We start from the raw sequence: 23,158 nt of genomic DNA, 5'->3' as shown, positions 1-23,158 counted from the left end.
GCATTGCGATGAGTACTGAAGACAAACGCATCCGCGAACTGGCACATCAGATCTGGGAATCTGAAGGTAAACCCCATGGCGAGGACGCACGACACTGGGAAATGGCGCGCAAACTGGCGGAAGCCGAAGCGCTGACGCCATCCAAGGCACCGAAGGCCGCCGCCAAGGCCAAGCCAAAAGCCAAGCCCGCAGCGGCAGCGCCCAAACCGGCAGCCAAGCCAAGCGCAGTGCCGGCGGCGAAGAAGCCTGCTGCGAAGAAGCCCAAGGCCCCCTGACCCAAAGATCCTCCTGCAGGTGCACCCGCACCGCAGGAGGCTATCCAACTACCGATATCTACCCGGCATCACGCCGGAATGGCCCCGTTCGGCCCGGAAAAACCCTTTTGCAGGAGCATTTCAATGAGCAAACCCAACAAGCCCAACTCGACGCCGGAAAACGAGCCGTCGCGGATTCGTGAAGGTTTGCCCTTCCCTCTCGGCGCGACCTGGGACGGTCTGGGGGTCAACTTTGCGCTGTTCTCGGCCAACGCCACCAAAGTCGAACTGTGCATCTTCGACGACAGCGGCGAAGTCGAGCTGGAGCGCATCGAACTGCCGGAATACACCGACGAAACCTTCCACGGCTACCTGCCCGACGCCCACCCCGGGCTGATCTACGGCTACCGCGTGTACGGTCCCTATGACCCGGCCAATGGTCATCGCTTCAACCACAACAAATTGCTGATCGACCCCTACGCCAAACAGCTGGTGGGCGAGCTCAAATGGTCCGAGGCCCTGTTTGGCTACACCATCGGCCATCCGGACGCCGACCTCAGTTTCGACGAACGCGACAGCGCGCCCTTCGTGCCCAAGTGCAAAGTCATCGACCCGGCCCACACCTGGGGCAACGACCAGCCAGTGCGCACGCCGTGGGATCGCACGATCATTTATGAAACCCACCTGCGCGGCATCACCATGCGCCACCCTTCGGTGCCTGAGGAAGTGCGCGGCACCTGCGCCGGGCTGATGGTCGACGATGTGCTCAAGCACATTCGCCAGTTGGGTGTGTCATCGGTCGAGTTGCTGCCGGTGCACGCCTTCGTCAACGACCAGCACCTGCTGCAAAAAGGCATGACCAACTACTGGGGCTACAACAGCATCGCCTTCTTCGCCCCGGACCCGCGCTACCTGGCCAGCGGCAAGATCGCCGAGTTCAAGGAAATGGTCGCGCACCTGCACGAAGCCAAGCTGGAAGTGATCCTGGACGTGGTCTACAACCACACCGCCGAAGGCAACGAGCAAGGCCCGACGCTGTCCATGCGCGGCATCGACAACGCCTCGTACTACCGCCTGATGCCCGATGACAAGCGCTTCTACATCAACGATTCCGGCACCGGCAACACCCTCGACCTGAGCCACCCGTGCGTGCTGCAAATGGTCACCGACTCGTTGCGCTACTGGGCGACCGAGATGCATGTCGACGGCTTCCGCTTCGACCTGGCAACCATCCTTGGCCGCTACCGCGACGGTTTCGACGAGCGCCACAGCTTCCTCGTGGCCTGCCGCCAGGACCCAGTGCTGCGCCAGGTGAAAATGATTGCCGAGCCGTGGGACTGTGGCCCCGGCGGCTATCAGGTCGGCGGTTTCCCGCCGGGCTGGGTGGAATGGAACGACCGTTTCCGCGACACCGTGCGCTCGTTCTGGAAAGGTGACGACGGCCAACTGGCCGACTTCGCCGGACGCATGACCGCCTCGGGCGAGATGTTCAACCAGCGCGGCCGCCGGCCGTACAGCTCGGTGAACTTCATCACCGCCCACGACGGTTTCACCCTGCACGACCTGGTGTCCTACAACGACAAACACAACGAAGCCAACGACGAGAACAACCAGGACGGCAGCAACAACAACCTGTCGTGGAACCACGGTGTCGAAGGCCCTACCGACGACCCGGAAATCAACGCGCTGCGCCTGCGCCAGATGCGCAATTTCTTCGCCACCCTGCTGCTGGCCCAGGGCACGCCAATGCTGGTAGCCGGTGACGAGTTCGCCCGGACCCAGCACGGCAACAACAACGCCTACTGCCAGGACAGTGAGATCGGCTGGATCAATTGGGAACTGGATGAAGACGGCAAGGCCCTGCTCAAGTTCGTCAAGCGCCTGATCAAGTTGCGCCTGGCGTACCCGATCCTGCGTCGCGGGCGCTTCCTGGTGGGCGACTACAACGAAGATATCGGGGTCAAGGATGTCACCTGGCTCGCGCCGAGCGGCGATGAAATGACCATCGAGCAATGGCAGGACAGCCATGGCCGTTGCCTGGGCATGCTGATGGATGGCCGCGCCCAGGAAACCGGGATTCGCCGCCCGGGGGCCGATGCCACGTTGTTGCTGGTGGTCAATGCCCACCACGACATGGTCAATTTCCGCCTGCCACCGGTGCCGGATGGCGGCTTCTGGACCTGCATGCTCGACACCAACCAGCCGGCAGTGCGTGGCCAGGAACGCTTCGATTTCGATCACGAATATGCGGTCACCGGGCGTTCGCTGCTGCTGTTTGAACTGCAGCATGAGGACGAGGTGTGACATGGCCTTGCATGAGTTTCTTCGCGGCTACCGGGATTACCCGGACACCCAGGCCCTTGGCGCTGCGCTGAGGGCATTGGTGGAGGAAGGCCTGGATCAGTTGCCCTTGCCGGGCAGCGGGCAAACGTTGGAACGCTTCAGCCGGCTGGCGCAAGTCGCCGGCCATGACCTGCGGTTGTGCAAGTTGTTTGAAGGCCACACTGACGCCCTGGCGATCATCGCTGAACTCGACAGCCCCTTGCCGCCGGTTGGCAGCACGTGGGGCATGTGGGCGGCCGAGCCGCCCACCGCCAAGGTGCGGATCCGGCGTGACGGCCAACGTGTGCGGCTGGAGGGCCGCAAGGCCTGGTGCTCGGGCGCGGCGGTGGTCAGCCACGGGTTGCTCACGGCGTGGGATGAAGAGGATCGCCAGCAACTGGTTGCAGTGCAAATGCACCAGCCCGGCGTAACCGTCACCGATGAGGGCTGGGCCGCCGTGGGCATGGCCGCTACGGGCAGTGTTGAAGTGCTTTTCCAGGACACCGTTGGCCTGGCCATCGGCAAGCCTGGGGACTATTTGGCGCGCCCGGGCTTCTGGCAAGGCGGCATCGGCATCGCCGCCTGCTGGTACGGCGCGGCACAACGCCTGGCGGAGGCCTTGCGCGAGCAGTGCGCAAAACGCCCGGAGCCCCACGCCCTGGCGCACCTTGGCAGCGTCGACAGTGCCTTGCACAGCGCGGCCTGTGTGCTGCGCGACAGCGCCACCCATATCGACCGGCAGCCCAAGGCAGATGCCCGGCTGTTGGCACAACAGGCACGGGCCTGTATCGAAGAAACCGTCGACCAGGTGATTCACCATGTCGGCCGAGCACTGGGCGCCGGGCCGTATTGCAAGGACCCGCATTTTGCTCAGTTGATGGCCGACTTGCCGGTGTACCTGCGGCAAAGTCATGCCGAGCGCGACCTGGCCGCCCTTGGTCAACAAGTCGCCGATGAGCGCCCAGGGAGATGGGAACTATGAAGATCAATCCAATCGTCGGCCAGGGCACGCCCTTGCATGTGTGGCAAAGCTCGTCGCGACTGGCCGAGCTGCCTTGCGTAGACATTGCCGAACTGGTGCCTGAAGGCAGCCGCGCCGTGATCATCGCGCCACACCCGGATGACGAAGTCCTGGGCTGCGGCGGCCTGTTGCAAGGCCTTGCCGCGCTGGATCGCCCTATCCTGCTGATCTCCGTCACCGACGGCAGCGCCAGTCATCCCGGCTCGCGCCGCTGGCCGGTGGAACGCCTGAGCGTGGTGCGGCCGCAAGAGTCGGCGCAGGCCCTGCACCGGCTGGGATTGCCGTTGCACAGCCTGAAATGGTTGCGGGCCGGGTTCAGCGACAGCCAGGTCGCCGCAGGTGAAGAAGACCTGAGCCGCTTCATCGAGCGTTACCTCAAGCCCGGCGACGTGGTCTTCACCACCTGGCGCGAAGACGGCCATTGCGACCACGAGGCTGTGGGCCGTGCCAGTGCCAAGGCGACCCGGGCGGTGGGCGCAGCAACCTTGCTGGAGTTGCCCGTTTGGACCTGGCATTGGGCAACCCCGGAAGACAGCCAGGTGCCCTGGGATCGCGCTCGTAAAATTCTCCTGACACCTGAAGCCGTGGCCCGTAAACGGCACGCCATCCATGCCTTCGCCAGCCAGTTGGAAGGCGACCCGCAGATCGGCCTGCCGCCGGTGCTCGCGCCCTATGTGCTGGAGCGCCTGCTGCAACCTTTTGAAGTGGTGTTCGTATGAGTGTCGCCACGCCCTATTTCGACGAGCTGTTTGCCGGCAACGACGATCCTTGGGCCTTTCGGCAACGCTGGTACGAGCGGCGCAAGCGGGCCCTGACCCTGGCACTGTTGACCCGGCCCCGCTACGCCTCGATTTTCGAGCCTGGCTGCGCCAACGGTGAGCTGAGCTTCGAACTGGCCCCACGCTGTGACCGCCTGCTGTGCTGTGACACGGCGCAAGCGGCGGTCAGCCTGGCACAGGCGCGACTGCGCGGCTTCAGCCACGCCACCGTGCGGCAGAGCCGGCTGCCGGAGCAATGGCCCAGCGAGACCTTCGAGCTGATCGTGCTCAGCGAGCTGTGTTACTACCTGGACCCGAAGGACTTCGATGGGCTGATCGATCGCGCCCTCGCCTGCCTGACGCCTGACGGACAAATCCTCGCCTGCCATTGGCGCCCGCCCATCGACGGTTGCCCGCAGACCGCCGAACAGGTGCACGCGCGCCTCGCCCAGCGACTCGACATGCCACACCTGGTGCAGCATCACGAAAGCGATTTTCTACTGGACCTGTGGAGCCGGGACGGCACTACGGTCGCCACCCTGGAGGGACTGCGATGATCGGCATCCTGATACCCGTGCATAACGAAGAAAAACTGCTGCCTGAATGCCTGAAAGCTGCAATGGTCGCGGCCAGTCATCCAGGCCTGCTGGGTGAAGAGGTGCAGATTCTGGCGGTGCTCGACAGTTGCAGCGATCGCAGCGCGATGATCGCCCGCGAATACCAGGTACAAACCCTGGAAGTGCAGGCGCGTAACGTGGGCCACGTGCGCGGCGTAGGTGCGCGGCACTTGCTCAACAACGGCGCGCGCTGGATTTCCTGCACCGACGCCGACAGCCGTGTGGCCCCCGACTGGCTGGTGGCGCAACTGGCCCTAGGCGTGGATGCGGTGTGCGGCACGGTGACGGTGGACGCCTGGAGCGAGGGCTTCGACCCGGCGGCGCAGATCCGCTATCACCAGGCCTACACCGCCCGGGACGGGCATCGGCATATCCACGGCGCCAACCTGGGCGTCAGTGCCGGCGCCTACGTGCGGGCCGGCGGTTTCGAGCCCCTGCCCTGCCATGAAGACGTGGAGCTGGTGCGCCAGTTGGAGCGCTGCGGGGCTTCCATTGCCTGGAGCCACTCGCCCCAGGTGATTACCAGTGCCCGCCTGGATTGTCGCGCCCAGGGCGGCTTCGGTGATTACCTGAAGAGCCTGATGCAGGCCTCCTGAAAAAATTGCGACACCCGGCGGTGTTAAAGCGGCGATTCATAACTATCATCACTGTTCCTTGCACGGCAATCCAGGGTTGGAACGCCGTCGCGCCGCGAGCGTGCAGTACCTGACGCTCGCATACCACAAGAGCCGTCCCGTCAACGGGGTACGGCCTGCACCACCGATAAACAAGGAAGTGACACCCATGAAGCCTGCACTGTTAAGTGACAACCGCCGGGGCCCCGCGCAAATCTGGAACAGCGCCCCGCAACTCGCGCAAATCCCTGCCATCAACCCCGCAACCCTGGTGCCCAAGGGCGCCCGCGTGGTGATCATCGCCCCGCATCCCGGCGATGAAGTGATCGCCTGCGGCGGTCTGCTGCAATTGCTCAGCACCCTTGAATACTCCCTGCAACTGATCTCCATCACCGACGGCAGCGCCAGCCATCCGGGGTCTGCCGTGTGGCCGGCCAAACGCTTAAGCGTGGTGCGGCCCCAGGAAAGTGTCGAAGCCCTGCGCCGCCTGGGCGTGCCCCTGCACAGCCTGAAATGGATCCGCGGCGGTTTCGCCGACAACGCCCTGGCCGCGCGGGAACAGCAAATGAGCCAGTTCATTGCGCGCTACCTGCAACCCGGCGACGTGGTGTTCACCACCTGGCGCAACGACGGCAATGACGACCACGACGCCGTCGGCCGTGCCGCTGCCAAAGCCTGCGCAGTCAAGGGCGTGCGCTTGCACGAACTGCCGATCTGGGCGTGGCACTGGCCGCTTCGGGAAACCGCCGCCATCCCCTGGCAGCGCGCGCGCAAGGTGCGGCTCGACACCTGGAGCGTCGCCCGCAAGCTGCACGCCGCCCACGCCTATGCCAGCCAACTGGCAGGCGACCCGGAAATCGGCCTGGCGCCGATCCTGGCGCAGGTGCTGCTGGAGCGCATGCGCGAGCCCTATGAGATTGTATTTTTGTAGGCGCACCCACTCGTCTATACCTGTAACTTCTGACAGTAGCGAACGCTCTCTCTGTGTGGCTAGCTTGGAACACCGGCTTGCAGGGAGGGCGAATCATGAGCACGCGGTTTTCATCAGTGACGTATCTGAGCGTCTGCAGCGTGACGACGCTGTTGCTCAATTGGCCTCTCCCCGCGCAGGCCGCCTGTACGTTGGTCATAACCGCAGGCAACGACACCACCCTGTGCAGCGATGGCAGTGCTGGCGCGCTGACGGATTTACAAGGAAGCAACGTCCTGGAGTTCCCCGTCGGCGGCACCGGCATCATCGTCGGTAACGTGACTTATGGCGCGGGAGATGATCGGGTCACGATGGATTCCGGCGCGATCAACGGTGCGATCAATCAAGGTGACGGAAGAAATATTTTCCAGCTGTTCAATGGCAATATCTCCGGCACGGTGACGCAAGGCGCGGGCGGTGATATTGCGCAAATCAGCGGCGGCAGCTCCGGTGCAATCTCCCAGGGTGACGGGGTAGACCAGTACTTCCAGAGCGGTGGCACCGTCGCCTCACTGGCTCAGGGCGACGGCCGTGACGAGTTCACCATGAGCAGTGGCAGGATTGTCGGCGCCTTTGAAGATGGAGATGTAGCGCTGATGACCGGTGGCAGCATCGGGCGGGTCGACATGAAGCTCGACAACAACCTGTTTGACCTGCGGGGTGGAGCGATCATCGGCAACCTCGTTACTGGCTTCGGAAACGACACCATCCTGGTTTCCGGAGGAACGGTTGGTGGCAACATCAGCGTCAGCGGCGGCGACGACATCATCAACGTCAGCGGAGGGGAAGTAGGTGGGCAGATCCTCGCCAGCTTTGGCAACGATGAGTTCACTTGGGAAGGCGGCGGTCTGATCCATAAGGAAATCCTCATGGGTGATGGCGCTGACAGGGGTTTCCTGCTCAACCTGACCGAAACCACCCTGGCTTCCACTCCGCTTCTGGATGGTGGTTTGGGTAACGACACCCTGACCTTCGACAACACCCGATCCGCCACGCCAACCCGCTATGTCAACTGGGAAACCGTCAACCTGGACAACAATTCGCGCCTGACCCTGGGCGGCGACTTCAAGCTCGGTGACAGCGCTACGGCCACCGGTACCCTGAATATTTTTGGCAGCGCCGCCCTGCAGGTAACACAGGGCAGCATCAGCCCCTTCACGGCCGGGCAACCAGCCAACCTGAACAACGGCGGCCTGATCGACATGACCACCGGCAGTTCCAGCGCCACCGACAGCCTGACGGTCAACGGCAACTACACCGGCAATGGTGGCGAACTGGCGCTGCAATCGGTACTCGGCGCCGACGGCTCGGCCAGTGACAAGCTGGTAGTCAGCCAGGGCACGCTGCAAGGCGGCACCACCATCACCGTCACCAACCTTGCCGGCCCCGGCACCATGACGCTGCAGAACGGCATCCAGGTGGTTGAAGCGCTTAACGGTGCCACGAGCAGCGACCTGGCGTTTACCCTGCGCGGTGGATCCGTTTCCGCAGGCGCCTATGAGTACTACCTGTTCAAAGGAGGCGTAACGCCGGGCACCGGGCAAAACTGGTTCCTGCGGTCCTCGGTGGTGGCGCCGCCGCTGCCCAACCCTGAGGATCCTGACGACCCAGTGGGCATTCTCCCCCCCGTCCCCGCCGACGGCACGCCGGACCTCCCGGGGATTTTCCCGGGAGAAGAACCCATACCCATCTATCGCCCGGAAGTCCCGGTGTATGCCGTGTTGTTTCCCGCCGTGCAGCAGATGGTCCAGGGCATGCTGGGCACCTACCACGAACGCACGGGCGATCAAAGCCTGCAACGTCAACCTGGCGCTTTAGCGGCCGGTTGGGGCCGGGTGTATGGCAGCAGCACGCGGCAATCATTCGCCGGCACCGTCAGCCCGTCGCTGGACAGCTCCCTGTCCGGTTTCCAGGTTGGCACTGACCTGTATGCCTGGACCAACGACGCTGGCCTGACCCAACGCTTCGGCTTCTTTGTCGGCCACAGCCGCCTGACCGGCAATGTGGCGGGTTTCAATGGCGGTTTTCAGGGCAAGGACGCCGGCAACACCACCCTGCGCGGTGACAGCCTGGGCGCGTATTGGACGCTCATCGGCGCCAACCGCGCCTATATCGATGTCGTGCTGATGGGCACGCGGTTCGATGGCCACAGTGAATCCGACCGGGGCGTCAAACTCCCAACCAAGGGCCACAACGTGCTGGGGTCTGTGGAGGTGGGAATGCCGTTTGCGGTGTCGGAACAGTGGGAGGTTGAGCCGCAGGCCCAGGTGATTGTCGATAGAAGCTATGTGGACAGCCAGAACGACGGAATCTCGGATGTCTCATTCCGCGCCGACACTAACGTCGTGACCCGTCTCGGTGTCCGCCTCAAGGGCAGCTACAGCGTGAGCGGCATGCCCCTGCTGCCTTATGTGCGTACCAACGTGTGGCACGCCAGCGCCGGGAATAACACCGTCACGTTCAATAACAGCACGGACATCAACACCGAACAGAAGTCCACCACGCTGGACGTCAGCACCGGGGCAACGCTGCAGGTATCGAGTACGGTCAGTGTGTATGGCGAGGTGGGGTACAACAGCAATCTGGACAGTAATCAGCTGAATGGGCGAAAAGGCACGATTGGCATAAGGGTCGACTTCTAAGCCACAACACATCCCCACTGTGGGAGCGGGCTTGCTCGCGAATGCAGTGTGTCAGCCAAAAAATCTGGCACTGGTACTGCGCATTCGCGAGCAAGCCCGCTCCCACATGGGGTCTTCATCGTCTGGAAGTCAGGCGTCCGGTCGCAGGATCAGCACGCCCAATGGCGGCAGGTTCAACGACAGCGACAACGGCTGCCCATGCCTGGGCTCCTCCTCCGTAAACGCCCCGCCACCGTTGCCGAAGTTGGAACCGGCATAGGTGTCGGCATCGCTGTTGATCACCTCGCTCCAGCGCCCGGCAAACGGCACGCCGACCTTGTAGGCCTCACGCGGCACCGGCGTGAAGTTGGCCACCACCAGCACCGGCCTGCCATCCTTGCTCCAGCGCAACCAGGCGTAGACGCTGTTGATCGCGTCATCCCCAATCAACCACTGGAAGCCCTGTGGTGCGTCGTCCTGGTCATGCAGCGCCGGCTCTTCGCGGTACAGACGGTTGAGGTCGCCCACCAGTTTCTGCACGCCCCGGTGTTCGGGGTATTGCAGCAGGTACCAGTCCAGTTGCTGATCGTGGTTCCACTCGCGCCATTGGCCGAACTCGCAGCCCATGAACAGCAGCTTCTTGCCCGGGTGCATCCACATGAAGCTCAGGTACGCCCGCAGGTTGGCAAATTTCTGCCAGCGGTCGCCGGGCATCTTGTCGATCAACGAGTGTTTGCCGTGCACCACTTCATCGTGGGAAATCGGCAGGATAAAACGCTCGGACCAGGCATACACCAGGCCGAAACTCAGCTCGTTGTGGTGATGGGCACGGTACACCGGGTCCTGCTGGATGTAGTGCAGCGAATCGTGCATCCAGCCCATGTTCCACTTGTAGTTGAAGCCCAGGCCGCCCTGTTGGGTCGGCTGGCTTACGCCCGGCCATGCGGTGGACTCCTCGGCGATCACCAGCGCGCCGGGAGCCTCAAGGGCAACGACATCGTTGAGGTGGCGCAGGAAGTCGATGGCCTCGAGGTTTTCCCGCCCGCCGTGGCGGTTGGGTACCCATTCACCGGCCTTGCGCGAATAGTCGCGGTACAGCATCGAGGCCACCGCATCCACCCGCAGGCCATCGATATGGAAATGCTTGAGCCAGTGCAACGCCGACGCCAGCATGAAGCCGTGGACTTCGGTGCGGCCGAGGTTGTAGATCAGGGTGTCCCAATCCTGGTGGAAGCCTTCCAGCGGGTTGGCGTATTCGTACAGCGCGGTGCCGTCGAATTGCGCCAGGCCGTGGGTGTCGGTGGGGAAATGCGCCGGCACCCAATCCAGGATCACGCCGATGTCGGCCTGATGGCAGGCGTTGACGAAAAACGCGAAATCCTCCGGCGAGCCGAAACGTGCCGTCGGGGCAAATTGCGACAGCGCCTGATAACCCCATGAGCCGCCGAACGGGTGCTCCATGATCGGCATCAGTTCGATATGGGTGAAGCCCAACTGCTGTACATAAGGGATCAACCGCTCGGTCAGCTCGCGCCAACTGTACTGGCGGGACACCTCGCCGACTTCATCCAGCTCGCACTGCCAGGAACCGGCATGCAACTCGTAGATCGACAAGGGTGCGCTAGGCTTTTGTCGCTCGCTGCGCGATTGCATCCAGTCGTGGTCCTGCCAGTCGACCTGCAGCGGCGAAGCGACCTTGGACGCAGTATCCGGCGGCAACTGCGTGGCCAGGGCCATGGGGTCGGCCTTGAGCGGCAGAATCCCGTGGGCACCGAGGATTTCATACTTGTAGGCCGCGCCGGGTTGCAGGCGCGGGATGAAAATCTCCCACACCCCGGACGGATGGCGCAGGCGCATCGGATGACGGCGCCCGTCCCAGATATTGAAGTCGCCCACCACCGAGACCCGGCGGGCATTCGGTGCCCATACCGCAAAACGCACGCCCTGGACGCCGTCGACGCTGGTCACTTGCGCCCCGAGGCAACTGCTCAGGTCGCGGTGATTGCCTTCGGCAAACAGGTACAGGTCCATCTCCCCCAGCAGCAGTTGCTGGAAGCTGTAAGGGTCTTCGGTGATCTGTTCGCCACCGGCCCACTGGATCTTCAGCAAGTACGCCTGACGGCTGCCGAAATGCCCGACAAACAAGCCCGGCACCTGGGTCGCATCGAGGCTGCCGATGTGCTCGCCGCTGTCGCGGGCCAGGACCTGGACACTCAGCGCTTCCGGCAGGAAGGCGCGAATGAACTGGCCGCCCTGCTCGTCGTCATGGGGACCCAGGATCGAGAAAGGATCATGGTGCTCGGCCCGCACCAGGGCTTCGATATCAGCAGGTTTGGGCATCACACTCAACTTTTCCTGCAGCGGTTCTTTGCTTGTAAAACTCATGACGTCTCCCCACCGCGTGCAGTTTTCGATATTGGTTTCAACCCGCTGAGCAGCCCGTGCAAACCTTGCAACGGCACCGGCAACCAGCTCGGGCGATTCTCTGCTTCGTAGGCCACTTCGTACGCGGCCTTCTCCAGGCTGAACAACGCCAGCGCTGCGTCCTGGCCTTTGGCATCCTGCCAGTCATGGGCCAGTGTAGTCGTGGCAGCGTGATAGGCCTGGATAAATGCCTGCCTGGCCTCATGCAAGTAGCGATCCGCCACACGTTGTCGGGACGCATTGGCCTCGGGCGACTGGTCGACGCCCTGCACATTCACCGCCATGGCCGCCGCGTAATCAAACGAGCGCAGCACCCCGCTCACATCCTTGTACGGGCTGTGTTTGCCACGACGTTCAGGCAGCGGCCGCGCCGGTTCGCCCTCGAAGTCGATGAGGTAGGCATCGCCCTTGACCACCAGTACCTGGCCCAGGTGCAGGTCGCCGTGCACGCGAATGCGCAACCCGCCCACCGTGGCTTTCGCCAGGTCCTGAACGTGACTGGCGATGGCCTTTTTCTGCTCCAGTAAAGCACTGACCAACGCCTGATCGGCAGGGTTCAACTTGGTTTGATGCTGTTTGAGCAACTGCAAGGCGTGGTCGATTTGTGCGCCTACGTGCCTGGCCCAGCCCTGGCTGTCCTTGAGGGTTGTGACCTCGGGCTTGAACGCCTTGTTAGTGGTGGGCGCCGCCAGCACCTGGTGCATCTCGCCCAGGCGCTGGCCGAGCAGGCCGGCGAAATCCGCCAGCTCGCCAAGGGCGTTGTAGTGCTGTTCCTGCTCGGACATGGCTTCGGCCAGCTCGTCGCGAATCGCTCGCTCCAGGTTATTCTGGGTCCAGCCCCACGCGTCGCCCTGGTTGCTCAGGTAACCCTGGGCGATCATCAGCAGGTTGTCCTGGCCATCGGCGTCGTGGCGGATCACCGAGCCCAGCAGCGGCGAGATATGCTCGTAGCCGGCTTCGGTCAGGTAGGCGCCCATTTCCAGCTCGGGGTGAACCCCGGCGCTGACTTTTCGGATCAGCTTGAGCACCAGGCTGCCGCCCACCACCACGGAACTGTTGGACTGCTCCGCCGCGAGGTAGCGCACTTCCGACTCGTCGTTCAATTCCAGCTCGGCCAGTTGCGCCGTGGGCTCGAAGCGAATCTCGCCATCGGTGGAGTCGAGGACGGTTTTGGCCTGCAGGCCTTGGATCACGCCGCGGATATAAGTGTCGAGGCTGAAGGCATCGGTCACCAAACCTACCTGACGCACTCGCCGTACACGGGCAAGCGCGAGTTGTTGCGGCAAGGCGCTGGTGAACTGGTCTTCGCCAAGGAAGCCGAACGGTAGTTGATAGCGGCTGACCTGGCCGGCGCTGGTGACTTCGATTTCACTGAGCAGCACCGGATGCTGCGGGTCGCCGAAGCGCACGCCATAAGCGATGTGCACGCTGTCGATTGCCGTATCCTTGCTGGCAAACCAGCGGCGCTTGGGCAGCCACGCCGGCAACGCATTCTGTTCCAGGGTGGTGCGGCACGGTGCTTCGAGCAATTCTTCCATGCGTTTCTTCAGCACCAGGGTGGTGAAGTCCGGGATGCTTTGTGCCGGTTCCACGTGCCAGCTTGGCATCTGGTTTTCCGCAGCTAGCACGAACCAGTAGAAGCCATACGGCGCCAGGGTCAGCAGGAAATTCAGCTGGCCAATCGGTGGGAAGGCATTGCCACCGAGCATCTCCACCGGAACCATGCCGGCAAACGCCGAGAGGTCCAGTTCTGCGGCCTGGGCACTGCGGGACACGTTGGCCACGCACAGGATGATTTCATTCTTGCCATCGGCGCCTGCGTATTCGCGGGTATACGCCAGGATGCGGCGGTTGCTGGGCGAGAGCATTTTCAGGCTGCCGCGACCGAACGCCTTGGACTGTTTACGCACCGCGAGCATGCGCCGCGTCCAGTTCAGCAAGGAGTGCGGGTCCTGGGTCTGGGTTTCGACGTTGACCGACTGGTAGCCGTATTGCGGGTCCATGATCGGCGGCAATACCAGGCTGGCCGGGTCGGCGCGGGAGAAGCCGCCGTTGCGGTCGATGGACCATTGCATCGGCGTACGCACGCCGTCGCGGTCACCGAGGTAGATGTTGTCGCCCATGCCGATTTCATCGCCGTAATACAGGGTCGGCGTGCCCGGCATCGACAGCAGCAGGCTGTTGAGCAGCTCGATGCGTCGGCGGTCGCGTTCCATCAGCGGCGCCAGGCGGCGGCGAATCCCCAGGTTGATACGTGCACGGCGGTCGGCAGCGTAATAGTTCCAGAGGTAGTCGCGCTCTTTGTCGGTGACCATTTCCAGGGTCAGTTCATCGTGGTTGCGCAGGAAGATTGCCCATTGGCAATTGGCCGGGATCTCCGGGGTCTGGCGCAGGATATCGGTGATCGGGAAACGGTCTTCCTGGGCCAGCGCCATGTACATGCGCGGCATCAGCGGGAAGTGGAACGCCATGTGGCACTCGTCGCCGTCGTCGCCCTTTTTGTCCCCGAAGTACAGCTGGGTGTCTTCCGGCCATTGGTTGGCTTCGGCCAGGAGCATGCGGTCGGGGTAGTTGGCGTCGATCTCGGCGCGGATCTGCTTGAGCACGTCGTGGGTTTCGGGGAGGTTTTCGTTGTTGGTGCCGTCGCGCTCGATCAGGTACGGAATGGCGTCCAGGCGCAGGCCGTCGATGCCCATGTCGAGCCAGTAGCGCATCACCGACAGGACGGCTTTCATGACCTGCGGGTTATCGAAGTTGAGGTCCGGCTGGTGGGAGTAAAAGCGGTGCCAGAAGTATTGGCCGGCGACCGGGTCCCAGGTCCAGTTGGACTTTTCGGTGTCGAGGAAAATGATCCGGGTGCCGTCGTATTTCTGATCGTCATCGGACCATACGTAGAAATCCCGCGCCGCCGAGCCGGGCTTGGCCTTGCGGGCGCGCTGGAACCATGGGTGCTGGTCGGAGGTGTGGTTGATCACCAGCTCGGTGATCACCCGCAGCCCGCGTTTATGGGCTTCGGCGATAAAGCGCTTGGCATCGGCCATGGTCCCGTAGTCGCTGTGCACGCCGCGGTATTCGGCGATGTCGTAGCCATCGTCACGGCGTGGCGAGGGGTAGAACGGTAGTAGCCAGATGGTGTTCACACCAAGGTCGGCGATGTAGTCGAGCTTGGCGATCAGCCCGGGAAAATCACCGATGCCGTCGTTGTTGGAGTCGAAATACGATTTGACGTGAACCTGATAAATCACCGCGTCTTTGTACCAGAGCGGATCTTTGATAAAGGTGGCAGCCTTGGGTTTCTTCGCCATTGGAAACTCCTGGAAAATTCGTGAGGGCCGCTGATCGTTCCCACGCTCTGCGTGGGAATGCCTGTTGCGACGCTCCGCGTCACGCTTGGGGGACGCAGAGCGTCCGGGGCTGCATTCCCACGCGGAGCGTGGGAACGATCTCAATCGGTGTCGATTCAGGAAACGGTAATGCGCCAGATGCCAAACGGCTGATGCCACGGTTCGATGCGCATCCACTGGGTCTTGCCGTACCACGTCCAGCGGTGGCCGGTCATCAGGTCTTCGCCCTGGGTCTGGGCATCGTCCGGCAAGCCCAGCTCCCACAGCGGCAACTCGAAATTGGCCTCCTGGGCGTTGAACGGGTCGAGACTCACGGCCACCAGGATAAAGTTGCTGCCATCCTCGCTGCGTTTGCCGAAGTACAGGATGTTGTCGTTCCACGCGTTGTAGAGTTTGAGCCCCAGGTGCGTCTGCAAGGCCGGGTTCTGCCGGCGGATGCGGTTGAGCTGGGCGATCTCGGCAATGATGTTGCCCGGCGCCGTGAAGTCTCGTGGGCGGATCTCGTATTTCTCCGAGTCCAGGTACTCTTCCTTGCCCGGCACCGGGGCCGCTTCGCACAGTTCAAAACCCGAGTACATGCCCCACAGGCCTGAGCCCATGGTGGCCAACGCGGCGCGGATCAAGAAGCCGGCGCGGCCGGATTCATGCAGGAAGCCGGGGTTGATGTCCGGGGTGTTGACGAAGAAGTTCGGCCGGAAGCACTCGCGCCACGGCGACTCGTTCAGTTCGCTCAGGTACTCGCTCAACTCGGCCTTGGTGTTGCGCCAGGTGAAGTAGGTGTAGCTCTGGGAGTAACCAACCTTGCCCAGGCGCGCCATCATCGCAGGGGTGGTGAAGGCTTCGGCGAGGAAGATCACTTCGGGGTATTTAGAACGCACATCGCTGATCAGCCATTGCCAGAACGGCAGCGGCTTGGTGTGGGGGTTGTCGACGCGAAAGGTCTTCACGCCCTCTTCCACCCAACCGACCACGATGTCGCGCAACTCGACCCACAGGCTGGGAATCGCGTCGGCCGCATAGAAGTCGACGTTGACGATGTCCTGGTATTTCTTCGGCGGGTTCTCGGCGTATTTGATCGTGCCGTCGGGCCGCCAGTTGAACCAGCCCGGATGCTGTTTGAGCCACGGGTGGTCCTGGGAGCACTGGATGGCAAAATCCAGGGCGATTTCAAGGCCATGGTCGGCGGCGGCCTTGACCAGGTTGCGGAAATCTTCACGGGTGCCCAACTGCGAATGGATCGCCTCGTGGCCGCCCTCTTCGCTGCCGATGGCATACGGGCTGCCCGGGTCGTCCGGCCCGGCGGTCAGGGAATTGTTCTTGCCCTTGCGGTGGCTGCGACCGATCGGATGGATCGGCGGGAAGTACAGCACGTCAAAGCCCATGTCGTGGATCATCGACAGCCGTGAGTGCACATCGTTGAATGTGCCATGGCGCGCGGGATCGTCGGTGATCGAGCGGGGAAACAACTCGTACCAGCTGGCAAATTGCGCAGCCTCGCGCTCTACATCAATCGGGTACACCGGGCTGATGCTCAAATAGGCGCGGTGATCGGCCTGGGTCATCAGGTGTGCACTGTCTTCGTGCAGGAACAACGCGACCTGCTCGGTTTCCAGCAAACCGGAGAGTTCGTGGTGCAGCAACATCAAGCGGTCACGCAGCTCATTGTCACTGCGCTCGGCGGCTTGCAGGACCTGGCTGCGACCTTCCTGCAACTCCAGGCTGACCGGCACCCCGGCCTCGTGTTTCTTGCTCAGTTCGTAGCGAAAGCTGGCAAACGTGTCGATCCAGGCTTCGATGCAATACTCATGCGGGCCCTGGGCGGTCACGGTGAATGCGCCTTCCCAGCCGTTGTTGCCGACATCGGTCATCACCACGCTGTGCCAGCTTTCTTCACTGCGCGGGCGCCAGCGGATCATCACCGCAAGCTTGTCGTGGCCATCAGCGAACACCTTGCTGGCAACCTGCACGCGCTGGCCAACCACAGCCTTGACGGCGAACTCGCCGCCATCGATCACCGGGGTCGTGCTTTCAATCGCGATCCTTGGCAGCAACAGTGCCTGGGACAGCGGTAATGTGGAGGTTGAATCGTCTTGAGTCAGTGTTTCAGCAGTCATCGAGCATCTCCCCTTAACGCCCAGTGGACGCTCTTGTGCTTGATTCAAATTCTGAAACGACGCCACTCTCCCTGAGCAGGGCCGTCTAGGTTCCGAGCATGCCGACGAGTGAAAAGTTCAGGCGGATATCCCGCCATCGGGCGGGGAATCAAATCCACCACGCGATTGTCCACCGATAGAGCAAAGCACAAAGGAGGCCACACCGATGAATATCCCTATTCCGGCTGAAACGCCTGATCCCAATATAGATAAGCCCACATTACCGCCGACCGAACCCGACCCGGTTCCCGAGCAGGAACCGCCAGGCACACAGCCACCACCGGTGGAGGAACCACCGACGACGATGCCGCCGGTGATTGTCTGAAGAGACCGATCACAGGAAGTAAAAAGCGGAAGCTTCAGGCTTCCGCGTTTACTTGAATCTATAAGGTGCAACTTCATTCACAAAAAATTATAAAGAACTGTCAAAACCGACAGTATCAGCCGAGACGAACGCCGCCCATGATCAAAGTGCGCGACGCGCGAACAACAGAACAATAAAACCTCTCGGAGAAACCTCATGAAAAGAACAGCCGCCTACCTGCTGCTTTCCCTTTGCACCTTGACCGCCTGCACCACCGAACCCTCCGGCCCGCTCGATACGGAAATCGCAAGCAAATTAAACAACCGCTACCAGGACACCGCTGCTCAGTGTGCCGAAGGCGTGGCCCTGTATCACTGCAATGGGGTGCTTATTCGCGTCACTGACAGCCTCATAGCATCGCCCGGCGAGCTTGAGCGCAATGCCGCCGCATTCTCTTACCTGCGAGCCGACCTGGGTATCAGGAAGCTGTTTGCACGGGACGCTGGCGTAATAATGTCGGCATTGCCCTCCACCGCAGCGGGCCCAATCAGCGTGCGCTGCTCTTTTCCCACCAATGGTGCGACAGGTGACCGCCCGGATGGATGCGGCGAAACTTCCAGGGAGCTGCCAGGCTACCAGCGTGAATGGAGCCGGCACTGCGATGAGCAAGGCGTGGTGGATGGCCCCACCTGGCTGGCCCACTTCAACAAAGTCAAACCGGCTTATTTTTTTATGTGTGCGTTTCGTGGATCGGCGCAGCAGTTTTCTCTAAGCATCACTGTCAGAAAACTGATGCCGGCAAACTATATTGAAGATTGGAATGAAGTCGTCACCTCAGCCTGGACAGTGTCCGAGATTGATAAAGTCCCCTTCCAGGCTTTCTTCTATAACGCTGCCAACTTGCCAGGAAGAGATGCGGCCAAGAAACTTCAGCGCGAGTATTACGGCTATACGCAGCGCCTGCTTCCGGTGGTTCGTGTTGACTTGCTCGCTCAAGACCAACGCATATTCGCGTATCACAAAGAAGATCAAATCACCATTCCGGTACAGTGATCAATACAGCAGGAGCGTGAAGTTGCACACGCCTCGATATCACGCTGTCAGCCCATTCACGCGCGACCTGATGAAAAATACGGCGACTAATTCTTTTCCAATAGCCTGACGATTCTTGGCATCACACTGAACACCGCCAAAGCCAACAACGTGCTGAGTACCGCCGTGGATTCCCGCCCCATTCCCGCCGCCACCCCAATGGCGGCGGTCATCCACAAGCCGGCGGCGGTGGTCAGCCCTTTGACGTGCTGACCCTCTTCGTCTTCCTTGCCCTTGAGGATGGTGCCAGCACCAAGAAAGCCGATACCCGCTATCACGCCCTGCAGCACACGGCTCATGGCGTCTGCCTGGGAGCCGGACATGCTCGGCACCAACACGAACAGCGCGGCGCCCAGGGCCACGAGCATGTGGGTGCGTACCCCGGCGGCCTTGCCTTTCTGTTCGCGCTCGTAACCCAGGATCCCGCCCAATATCGCCGCAATCAGCAGCCGAATGGTGATTTGCGTGAGTTGCCGGGCATCGCCGATATCGGCAAATTCCGCTTGCAGGGTTACCCAGACTTCATGCCACCAGGCGTCCATGGACGTTTCCTTGTTGGGGGTCGATAGAACATGGACAGCATCGACCGTCAGTCAGTTGCGCAGAACCATTGCCTGCGCATCCCACCCTAATCAGTAATAGTCCACAAAAAGGAGATCGATATGCCCGTACGTATCGAAGGTCAGCAATGTTTCTTCACCGTCGATGTGGACGGCCACGAGAAACAACTGGAAGCCACCCATGTCACGGTCGAAACCGACAGCGAGAAATCCATGTCGTTCGTGAAGCTGAACGGTGACCGCACCTATATCACCGAAGCCGAAGCCGACGCATTGACCGTAGCGGGTGCCAAAGACGGCCGTAAGCACTTGAAAGCTACCGACGGTGATTCGGTGATTTGATTGACCTGGATCAGCCCCGCCTCAAAAGCGCTGCACCCCGCGCACCACCGGGTGCAGCACATTGTCGCAGGCATGCACGGGCGGCCCATCTGATCCGCTTTTTATCGCCATACCTGAGTCTGTTATGCAAACAGAGCGCCGGTCATAGTTCATCTGCCTGATGGAGGCTGATGAGCGAAAGACCATGAGCGATAGAATCCCCGTCCGAACCGTAGAAGTGTTTGAGCCTGCACATCCAAAGAAGATGAAGGCCAAATCCAGCGACAACCTGATTCACACCCGCAGTTTTACCGGCTTGTTCCGTACGATGCGCGTGGCAGGCGCAGGCTTTCTGTTCCTGGCCTTTTTCGGCACCGTGTGGCTGAACTGGGGCGGACGGCAGGCGGTTCTATGGGACCTGGCTGAAAGCAAATTCCACATCTTCGGTGCCACGTTCTGGCCCCAGGATTTCATCCTGCTGTCGGCGCTGTTGATCATCTGCGCGTTCGGCCTGTTCGCCATTACCGTATTCGCAGGGCGGGTGTGGTGCGGCTATACCTGCCCGCAAAGCTCGTTTACCTGGCTGTTCATGTGGTGCGAAAAGGTCACTGAAGGCGAGCGAAACCAACGCATCAAGCTGCAAGCTGCGCCCTGGAGCCTGGACAAGCTGGCGCGGCGCTCGGCCAAGCACACGCTGTGGCTGGGGATCAGCGTGCTGACCGGGCTGACATTTGTCGGCTACTTCACGCCGATCCGGCCGCTGGCCGAGGAGCTGCTGACCTGGCAAATGGGCGGCGTAAGCCTGTTCTGGGTGCTGTTCTTTACCGGCGCCACCTACATCAACGCCGGCTGGCTGCGTGAAGCGGTGTGCATGCACATGTGCCCGTATGCGCGGTTCCAGAGTGTGATGTTCGACAAGGACACCCTGACCATTTCCTACGACGTAGCCCGCGGCGAGAACCGTGGCCCGCGCAAACGAGACGTGCAACCGGCGGACGTCGGCCTGGGTGATTGCATCGACTGCCAGCTGTGCGTGCAGGTATGCCCCACCGGCATCGACATCCGTGACGGCCTGCAAATGGAATGCATCGGCTGCGCCGCGTGTATCGATGCCTGTGATTCGATCATGGATAAAATGGGCTATGCCCGCGGCCTGGTCAGCTACACCTCGGAGCATCAGTTGCAAGGTGGCAAGACCCATCTGCTCAGGCCACGCCTGATCGGCTACAGTGCCGTGCTGCTGGTGATGATCGGCGCGCTGGTGGTGGCGCTGGTGGAACGCCCGATGGTGTCGCTGGACGTGACCAAGGACCGGGGGATGTTCCGCGAGAACAGTGACGGCTTCATCGAGAACATCTACAGCCTCAAGGTCATCAACAAGACCCAGCAGCGCCAGGATTACCGCCTGGAGCTGATGGACGGCGACGGCTTCCAGCTGCAGGGCAAGACCGAGATCAGCCTGGCACCAGGTGAGATTACCGATGTGCCGGTGTCGGTGGCGCTGACCGCAAAGAAGCCCGCCAGCAGTTCGCAGACGATCCGCTTCAAGGTCTCGGACGTGGATGAGCCGTGGATTTACAGCGCGGCGGACAGCCGGTTTGTGGCGCCATTGAATCGCTGAGCCCAAGCTTTCAGCAACACTGGAGATCAAAATGTGGGAGCGGGCTTGCTCGCGAAAGCGGTGTGCCAGTCAATGGATACATCAACTGAAAGATTGCTTTCGCGAGCAAGCCCGCTCCCACCGTTTGATCTGTGTTCAATCAGCAAAATCTGTTCAAAGCACTGAGCCCCAATGAAACGCTACGAGAAATTCGCCGACGACATCGCAGAACTGATCCGCTCCGGCGTGCTCGGGCCCGGCCAGCGCGTGCCTTCGGTGCGTTATGCCAGCCAGACCTACGGTGTCAGCCCGTCCACGGTGTTCCAGGCGTACTACCTGCTGGAGCGACGCGGGCTGATCCGCGCCCGGCCGCGCTCCGGGTACTTCGTCAACACCCATGCGCCCAGCCCGTTTTCCGAGCCGGTGGTGAGTGCCCATGTGCACGAGTCCACCGAGGTGGACGTCAGCGAATTGGTGTTCTCGGTGCTCGATTCCATCAAGGACCCGCAAACCGTGCCCTTCGGCTCGGCCTTCCCCAGCCCGACGCTGTTCCCGCTGCAACGCCTGGCCCGTTCCCTGGCCAGCGCCAGCCGGGAAATGGACCCGCGCATGGTGGTCACCGACATGTCGCCGGGCAACCCGCAACTGCGCCGGCAAATTGCCTTGCGCTACATGGTGGGCGGGCTGATGTTGCCCATGGAAGAACTGTTGATCACCAACGGCGCCCTTGAAGCACTGAACCTGTGCCTGCAAGCCGTGACCGAGCCGGGCGACCTGGTGGCCATCGAAGCGCCGGCGTTCTACGCCAGCCTGCAAATCCTCGAACGCCTGAAACTCAAGGCGGTGGAAATCCCCGTGCACCCGCGCGATGGCATCGACCTCAAGGTGCTGGCGCAAAGCCTGGAGCGTTACCCGATCAAGGCCTGCTGGTGCATGACCAGCTTCCAGAACCCGATGGGCGCGACCATGCCCGAGGCCAAGAAACAGGAACTGGTGGAATTGCTGCGCAGTCACCAGGTGCCGCTGATCGAAGACGACGTGTACGCCGAGTTGTACTACGGCCAACAAGCGCCGAAACCGGCCAAGGCGTTCGACACCGAAGGCCTGGTGATGCATTGCGGCTCGTTCGCCAAGAGCCTGGCTCCGGGCTACCGCATCGGCTGGGTCGCCGCCGGACGTTATGCGCAGAAGATCGAGCGGCTGAAATTGATGACGTCGCTGTGTGCCTCGATGCCCGCCCAGGCGGCGATTGCCGATTACCTGCAACACGGCGGGTACGACCGGCACCTGCGTAAATTGCGTTACGCGCTGGAAGAACAGCAAAGCGCCATGCTCGCCGCCATCGCGCGCTATTTCCCGGCGCAGACACGGGTCAGCCAGCCTGCCGGCGGGTACTTCCTGTGGCTGGAATTGCCGGAGCAGACCGACTCGTTGAAGTTGTTCCAGATGGCGCTGGCCCAGGGCATCAGCATCGCACCGGGGCCGATCTTCTCGCCGACACAGCGCTTCAGGAACTGCATTCGCTTGAACTACGGCAGCCCGTGGGATGAGTCGTGTGAGAAGGCGATGGAGACGCTGGGGAAGATTGTGCGGTCGTTTTAACCTACGGATGGGAACCGTAGCCGGGCTAAGAACCACACAGGAGTGCGCTATTTCTTACGATAGAAAGAGCGCATTCACTTGGTTCACATCAGAGATGCCTTATGACTATTTCTTCAGCTCCCGGCCTGCGACCCCTTCCCGTTCCTCCCCACTATATGCGTGCCGCAGAGCAGCAACAGGTGCGCGAAATGACAGGCGCTACCGGGCGCCCCGCGGGAGATCATCGATCGAGTGACCAGATTACCGAACAAAGCCCTGTGCTGAAGAACTTCCTGGATAACCGCGACCACTACGAAGTGAGCGATGACCTGAAGCGTCAGGTGGGTGACTGGAGCGCGGCCAACCAAGACCCGGACTCTCGCGCCGACGCCACCTACAACCTGGATAAGGTACTGCGATTTATCGACAATGTGGACGATCTCAAATTAAGCGCCAGCCATAGCCGCAACGGTGTCCTGGACGGTTTTTCGAATCACGGCTACGCCATTCATCCAGACTCGGAGGCCAGCCTGCTCAAGGCGTTTTCCCTCAGGGGCTATGAAGCGCTGCGCGGCGCCTGATACCTGGGCTGTGGCGAGCGG

Annotated in this window: 18 protein-coding genes; 14 read left to right on the top strand and 4 right to left on the bottom strand. The window is 61.8% G+C overall.

Features of this window, described 5'->3' with window-relative positions; all coding sequences use genetic code 11:
- The first annotated feature begins 8 nt into the window (after window positions 1-8).
- The 8 genes from HX821_RS07005 to HX821_RS06970 all read left to right on the top strand — a co-directional run bounded on the left by HX821_RS07005 (window position 9) and on the right by HX821_RS06970 (window position 9,198).
- The gene (locus HX821_RS07005) at window positions 9-275 is read left to right on the top strand and encodes a DUF2934 domain-containing protein (protein WP_003207537.1); all 267 of its coding nucleotides are present in this window, start codon (window positions 9-11) and stop codon (window positions 273-275) included.
- 123 nt (window positions 276-398) lie between these two features.
- Window positions 399-2,558 carry a glycogen debranching protein GlgX gene (gene glgX, locus HX821_RS07000; protein ID WP_003207536.1) on the top strand — a complete coding sequence of 720 codons (2,160 nt, stop codon included), beginning with the start codon at window positions 399-401 and terminating at the stop codon, window positions 2,556-2,558.
- A gap of 1 nt (window position 2,559) precedes the next feature.
- Complete coding sequence (locus tag HX821_RS06995) at window positions 2,560-3,558, top strand: acyl-CoA dehydrogenase family protein (protein WP_177035482.1); 999 nt, start codon at window positions 2,560-2,562, stop codon at window positions 3,556-3,558.
- Window positions 3,555-4,316, top strand: coding sequence for a PIG-L deacetylase family protein (locus HX821_RS06990; RefSeq protein WP_177035481.1), 762 nt, complete (start codon window positions 3,555-3,557; stop codon window positions 4,314-4,316). Before HX821_RS06995 ends, HX821_RS06990 begins: the two co-directional genes overlap by 4 nt.
- Window positions 4,313-4,912: an SAM-dependent methyltransferase gene (locus HX821_RS06985; protein WP_177035480.1), complete on the top strand. Its 600-nt coding sequence runs from the start codon at window positions 4,313-4,315 to the stop codon at window positions 4,910-4,912. The genes HX821_RS06990 and HX821_RS06985 overlap by 4 nt, the downstream gene beginning before the upstream one ends.
- Window positions 4,909-5,568 (top strand): glycosyltransferase family 2 protein, encoded by a 660-nt coding sequence (locus HX821_RS06980; protein WP_177035479.1) that lies wholly within the window; start codon window positions 4,909-4,911, stop codon window positions 5,566-5,568. The genes HX821_RS06985 and HX821_RS06980 overlap by 4 nt, the downstream gene beginning before the upstream one ends.
- A 187-nt stretch (window positions 5,569-5,755) precedes the next feature.
- Entirely contained in the window at window positions 5,756-6,517 is a 762-nt protein-coding gene (locus HX821_RS06975; RefSeq protein ID WP_003207524.1) for a PIG-L deacetylase family protein, read from the top strand.
- Window positions 6,518-6,612: 95 nt separating this feature from the next.
- The gene (locus HX821_RS06970) at window positions 6,613-9,198 is read left to right on the top strand and encodes an autotransporter outer membrane beta-barrel domain-containing protein (protein ID WP_177035478.1); all 2,586 of its coding nucleotides are present in this window, start codon (window positions 6,613-6,615) and stop codon (window positions 9,196-9,198) included.
- A 129-nt stretch (window positions 9,199-9,327) separates the two neighbouring features.
- Here HX821_RS06970 and glgB read toward each other — a convergent pair whose 3' ends face one another.
- From glgB to HX821_RS06955, 3 genes are all read right to left on the bottom strand, one after another.
- The gene (gene glgB / locus HX821_RS06965) at window positions 9,328-11,562 is read right to left on the bottom strand and encodes a 1,4-alpha-glucan branching protein GlgB (protein ID WP_003207521.1); all 2,235 of its coding nucleotides are present in this window, start codon (window positions 11,560-11,562) and stop codon (window positions 9,328-9,330) included.
- Entirely contained in the window at window positions 11,559-14,906 is a 3,348-nt protein-coding gene (gene treS / locus HX821_RS06960; protein ID WP_177035477.1) for a maltose alpha-D-glucosyltransferase, read from the bottom strand. Before treS ends, glgB begins: the two co-directional genes overlap by 4 nt.
- A 155-nt stretch (window positions 14,907-15,061) precedes the next feature.
- Window positions 15,062-17,059 (bottom strand): alpha-1,4-glucan--maltose-1-phosphate maltosyltransferase, encoded by a 1,998-nt coding sequence (locus HX821_RS06955; RefSeq protein ID WP_102605565.1) that lies wholly within the window; start codon window positions 17,057-17,059, stop codon window positions 15,062-15,064.
- A gap of 205 nt (window positions 17,060-17,264) precedes the next feature.
- Between HX821_RS06955 and HX821_RS06950 the strand changes: the two genes are divergently transcribed.
- A complete protein-coding gene (locus HX821_RS06950) occupies window positions 17,265-17,423 on the top strand; it encodes a hypothetical protein (RefSeq protein WP_166742161.1) in 159 nt (52 codons plus the stop codon).
- A gap of 195 nt (window positions 17,424-17,618) precedes the next feature.
- Window positions 17,619-18,455, top strand: coding sequence for a hypothetical protein (locus tag HX821_RS06945; RefSeq protein WP_177021960.1), 837 nt, complete (start codon window positions 17,619-17,621; stop codon window positions 18,453-18,455).
- 86 nt (window positions 18,456-18,541) lie between these two features.
- On the opposite strand, the gene HX821_RS06940 is transcribed toward HX821_RS06945, so the two are convergent.
- A complete protein-coding gene (locus HX821_RS06940) occupies window positions 18,542-19,036 on the bottom strand; it encodes an MgtC/SapB family protein (RefSeq protein WP_008435167.1) in 495 nt (164 codons plus the stop codon).
- A gap of 120 nt (window positions 19,037-19,156) precedes the next feature.
- Between HX821_RS06940 and HX821_RS06935 the strand changes: the two genes are divergently transcribed.
- From HX821_RS06935 to HX821_RS06920, 4 genes are all read left to right on the top strand, one after another.
- A complete protein-coding gene (locus HX821_RS06935; RefSeq protein ID WP_003207514.1) occupies window positions 19,157-19,396 on the top strand; it encodes a DUF3203 family protein in 240 nt (79 codons plus the stop codon).
- Window positions 19,397-19,580: 184 nt separating this feature from the next.
- A complete protein-coding gene (gene ccoG, locus HX821_RS06930) occupies window positions 19,581-20,996 on the top strand; it encodes a cytochrome c oxidase accessory protein CcoG (protein WP_177035476.1) in 1,416 nt (471 codons plus the stop codon).
- 171 nt (window positions 20,997-21,167) lie between these two features.
- Window positions 21,168-22,577, top strand: a complete 1,410-nt coding sequence (gene mapR / locus HX821_RS06925; protein ID WP_093197530.1) for a GntR family transcriptional regulator MpaR — start codon at window positions 21,168-21,170, stop codon at window positions 22,575-22,577.
- A gap of 188 nt (window positions 22,578-22,765) precedes the next feature.
- Window positions 22,766-23,137 (top strand): hypothetical protein, encoded by a 372-nt coding sequence (locus HX821_RS06920; RefSeq protein WP_008435173.1) that lies wholly within the window; start codon window positions 22,766-22,768, stop codon window positions 23,135-23,137.
- Window positions 23,138-23,158 lie beyond the last annotated feature (21 nt).

Origin of the sequence: Pseudomonas sp. B6001 (assembly GCF_013386015.1) — a bacterium.
GTDB lineage: Bacteria > Pseudomonadota > Gammaproteobacteria > Pseudomonadales > Pseudomonadaceae > Aquipseudomonas.
Note: the sequence above shows the minus strand (reverse complement) of the source record. Positions and strands in the feature narration are given on the sequence as shown.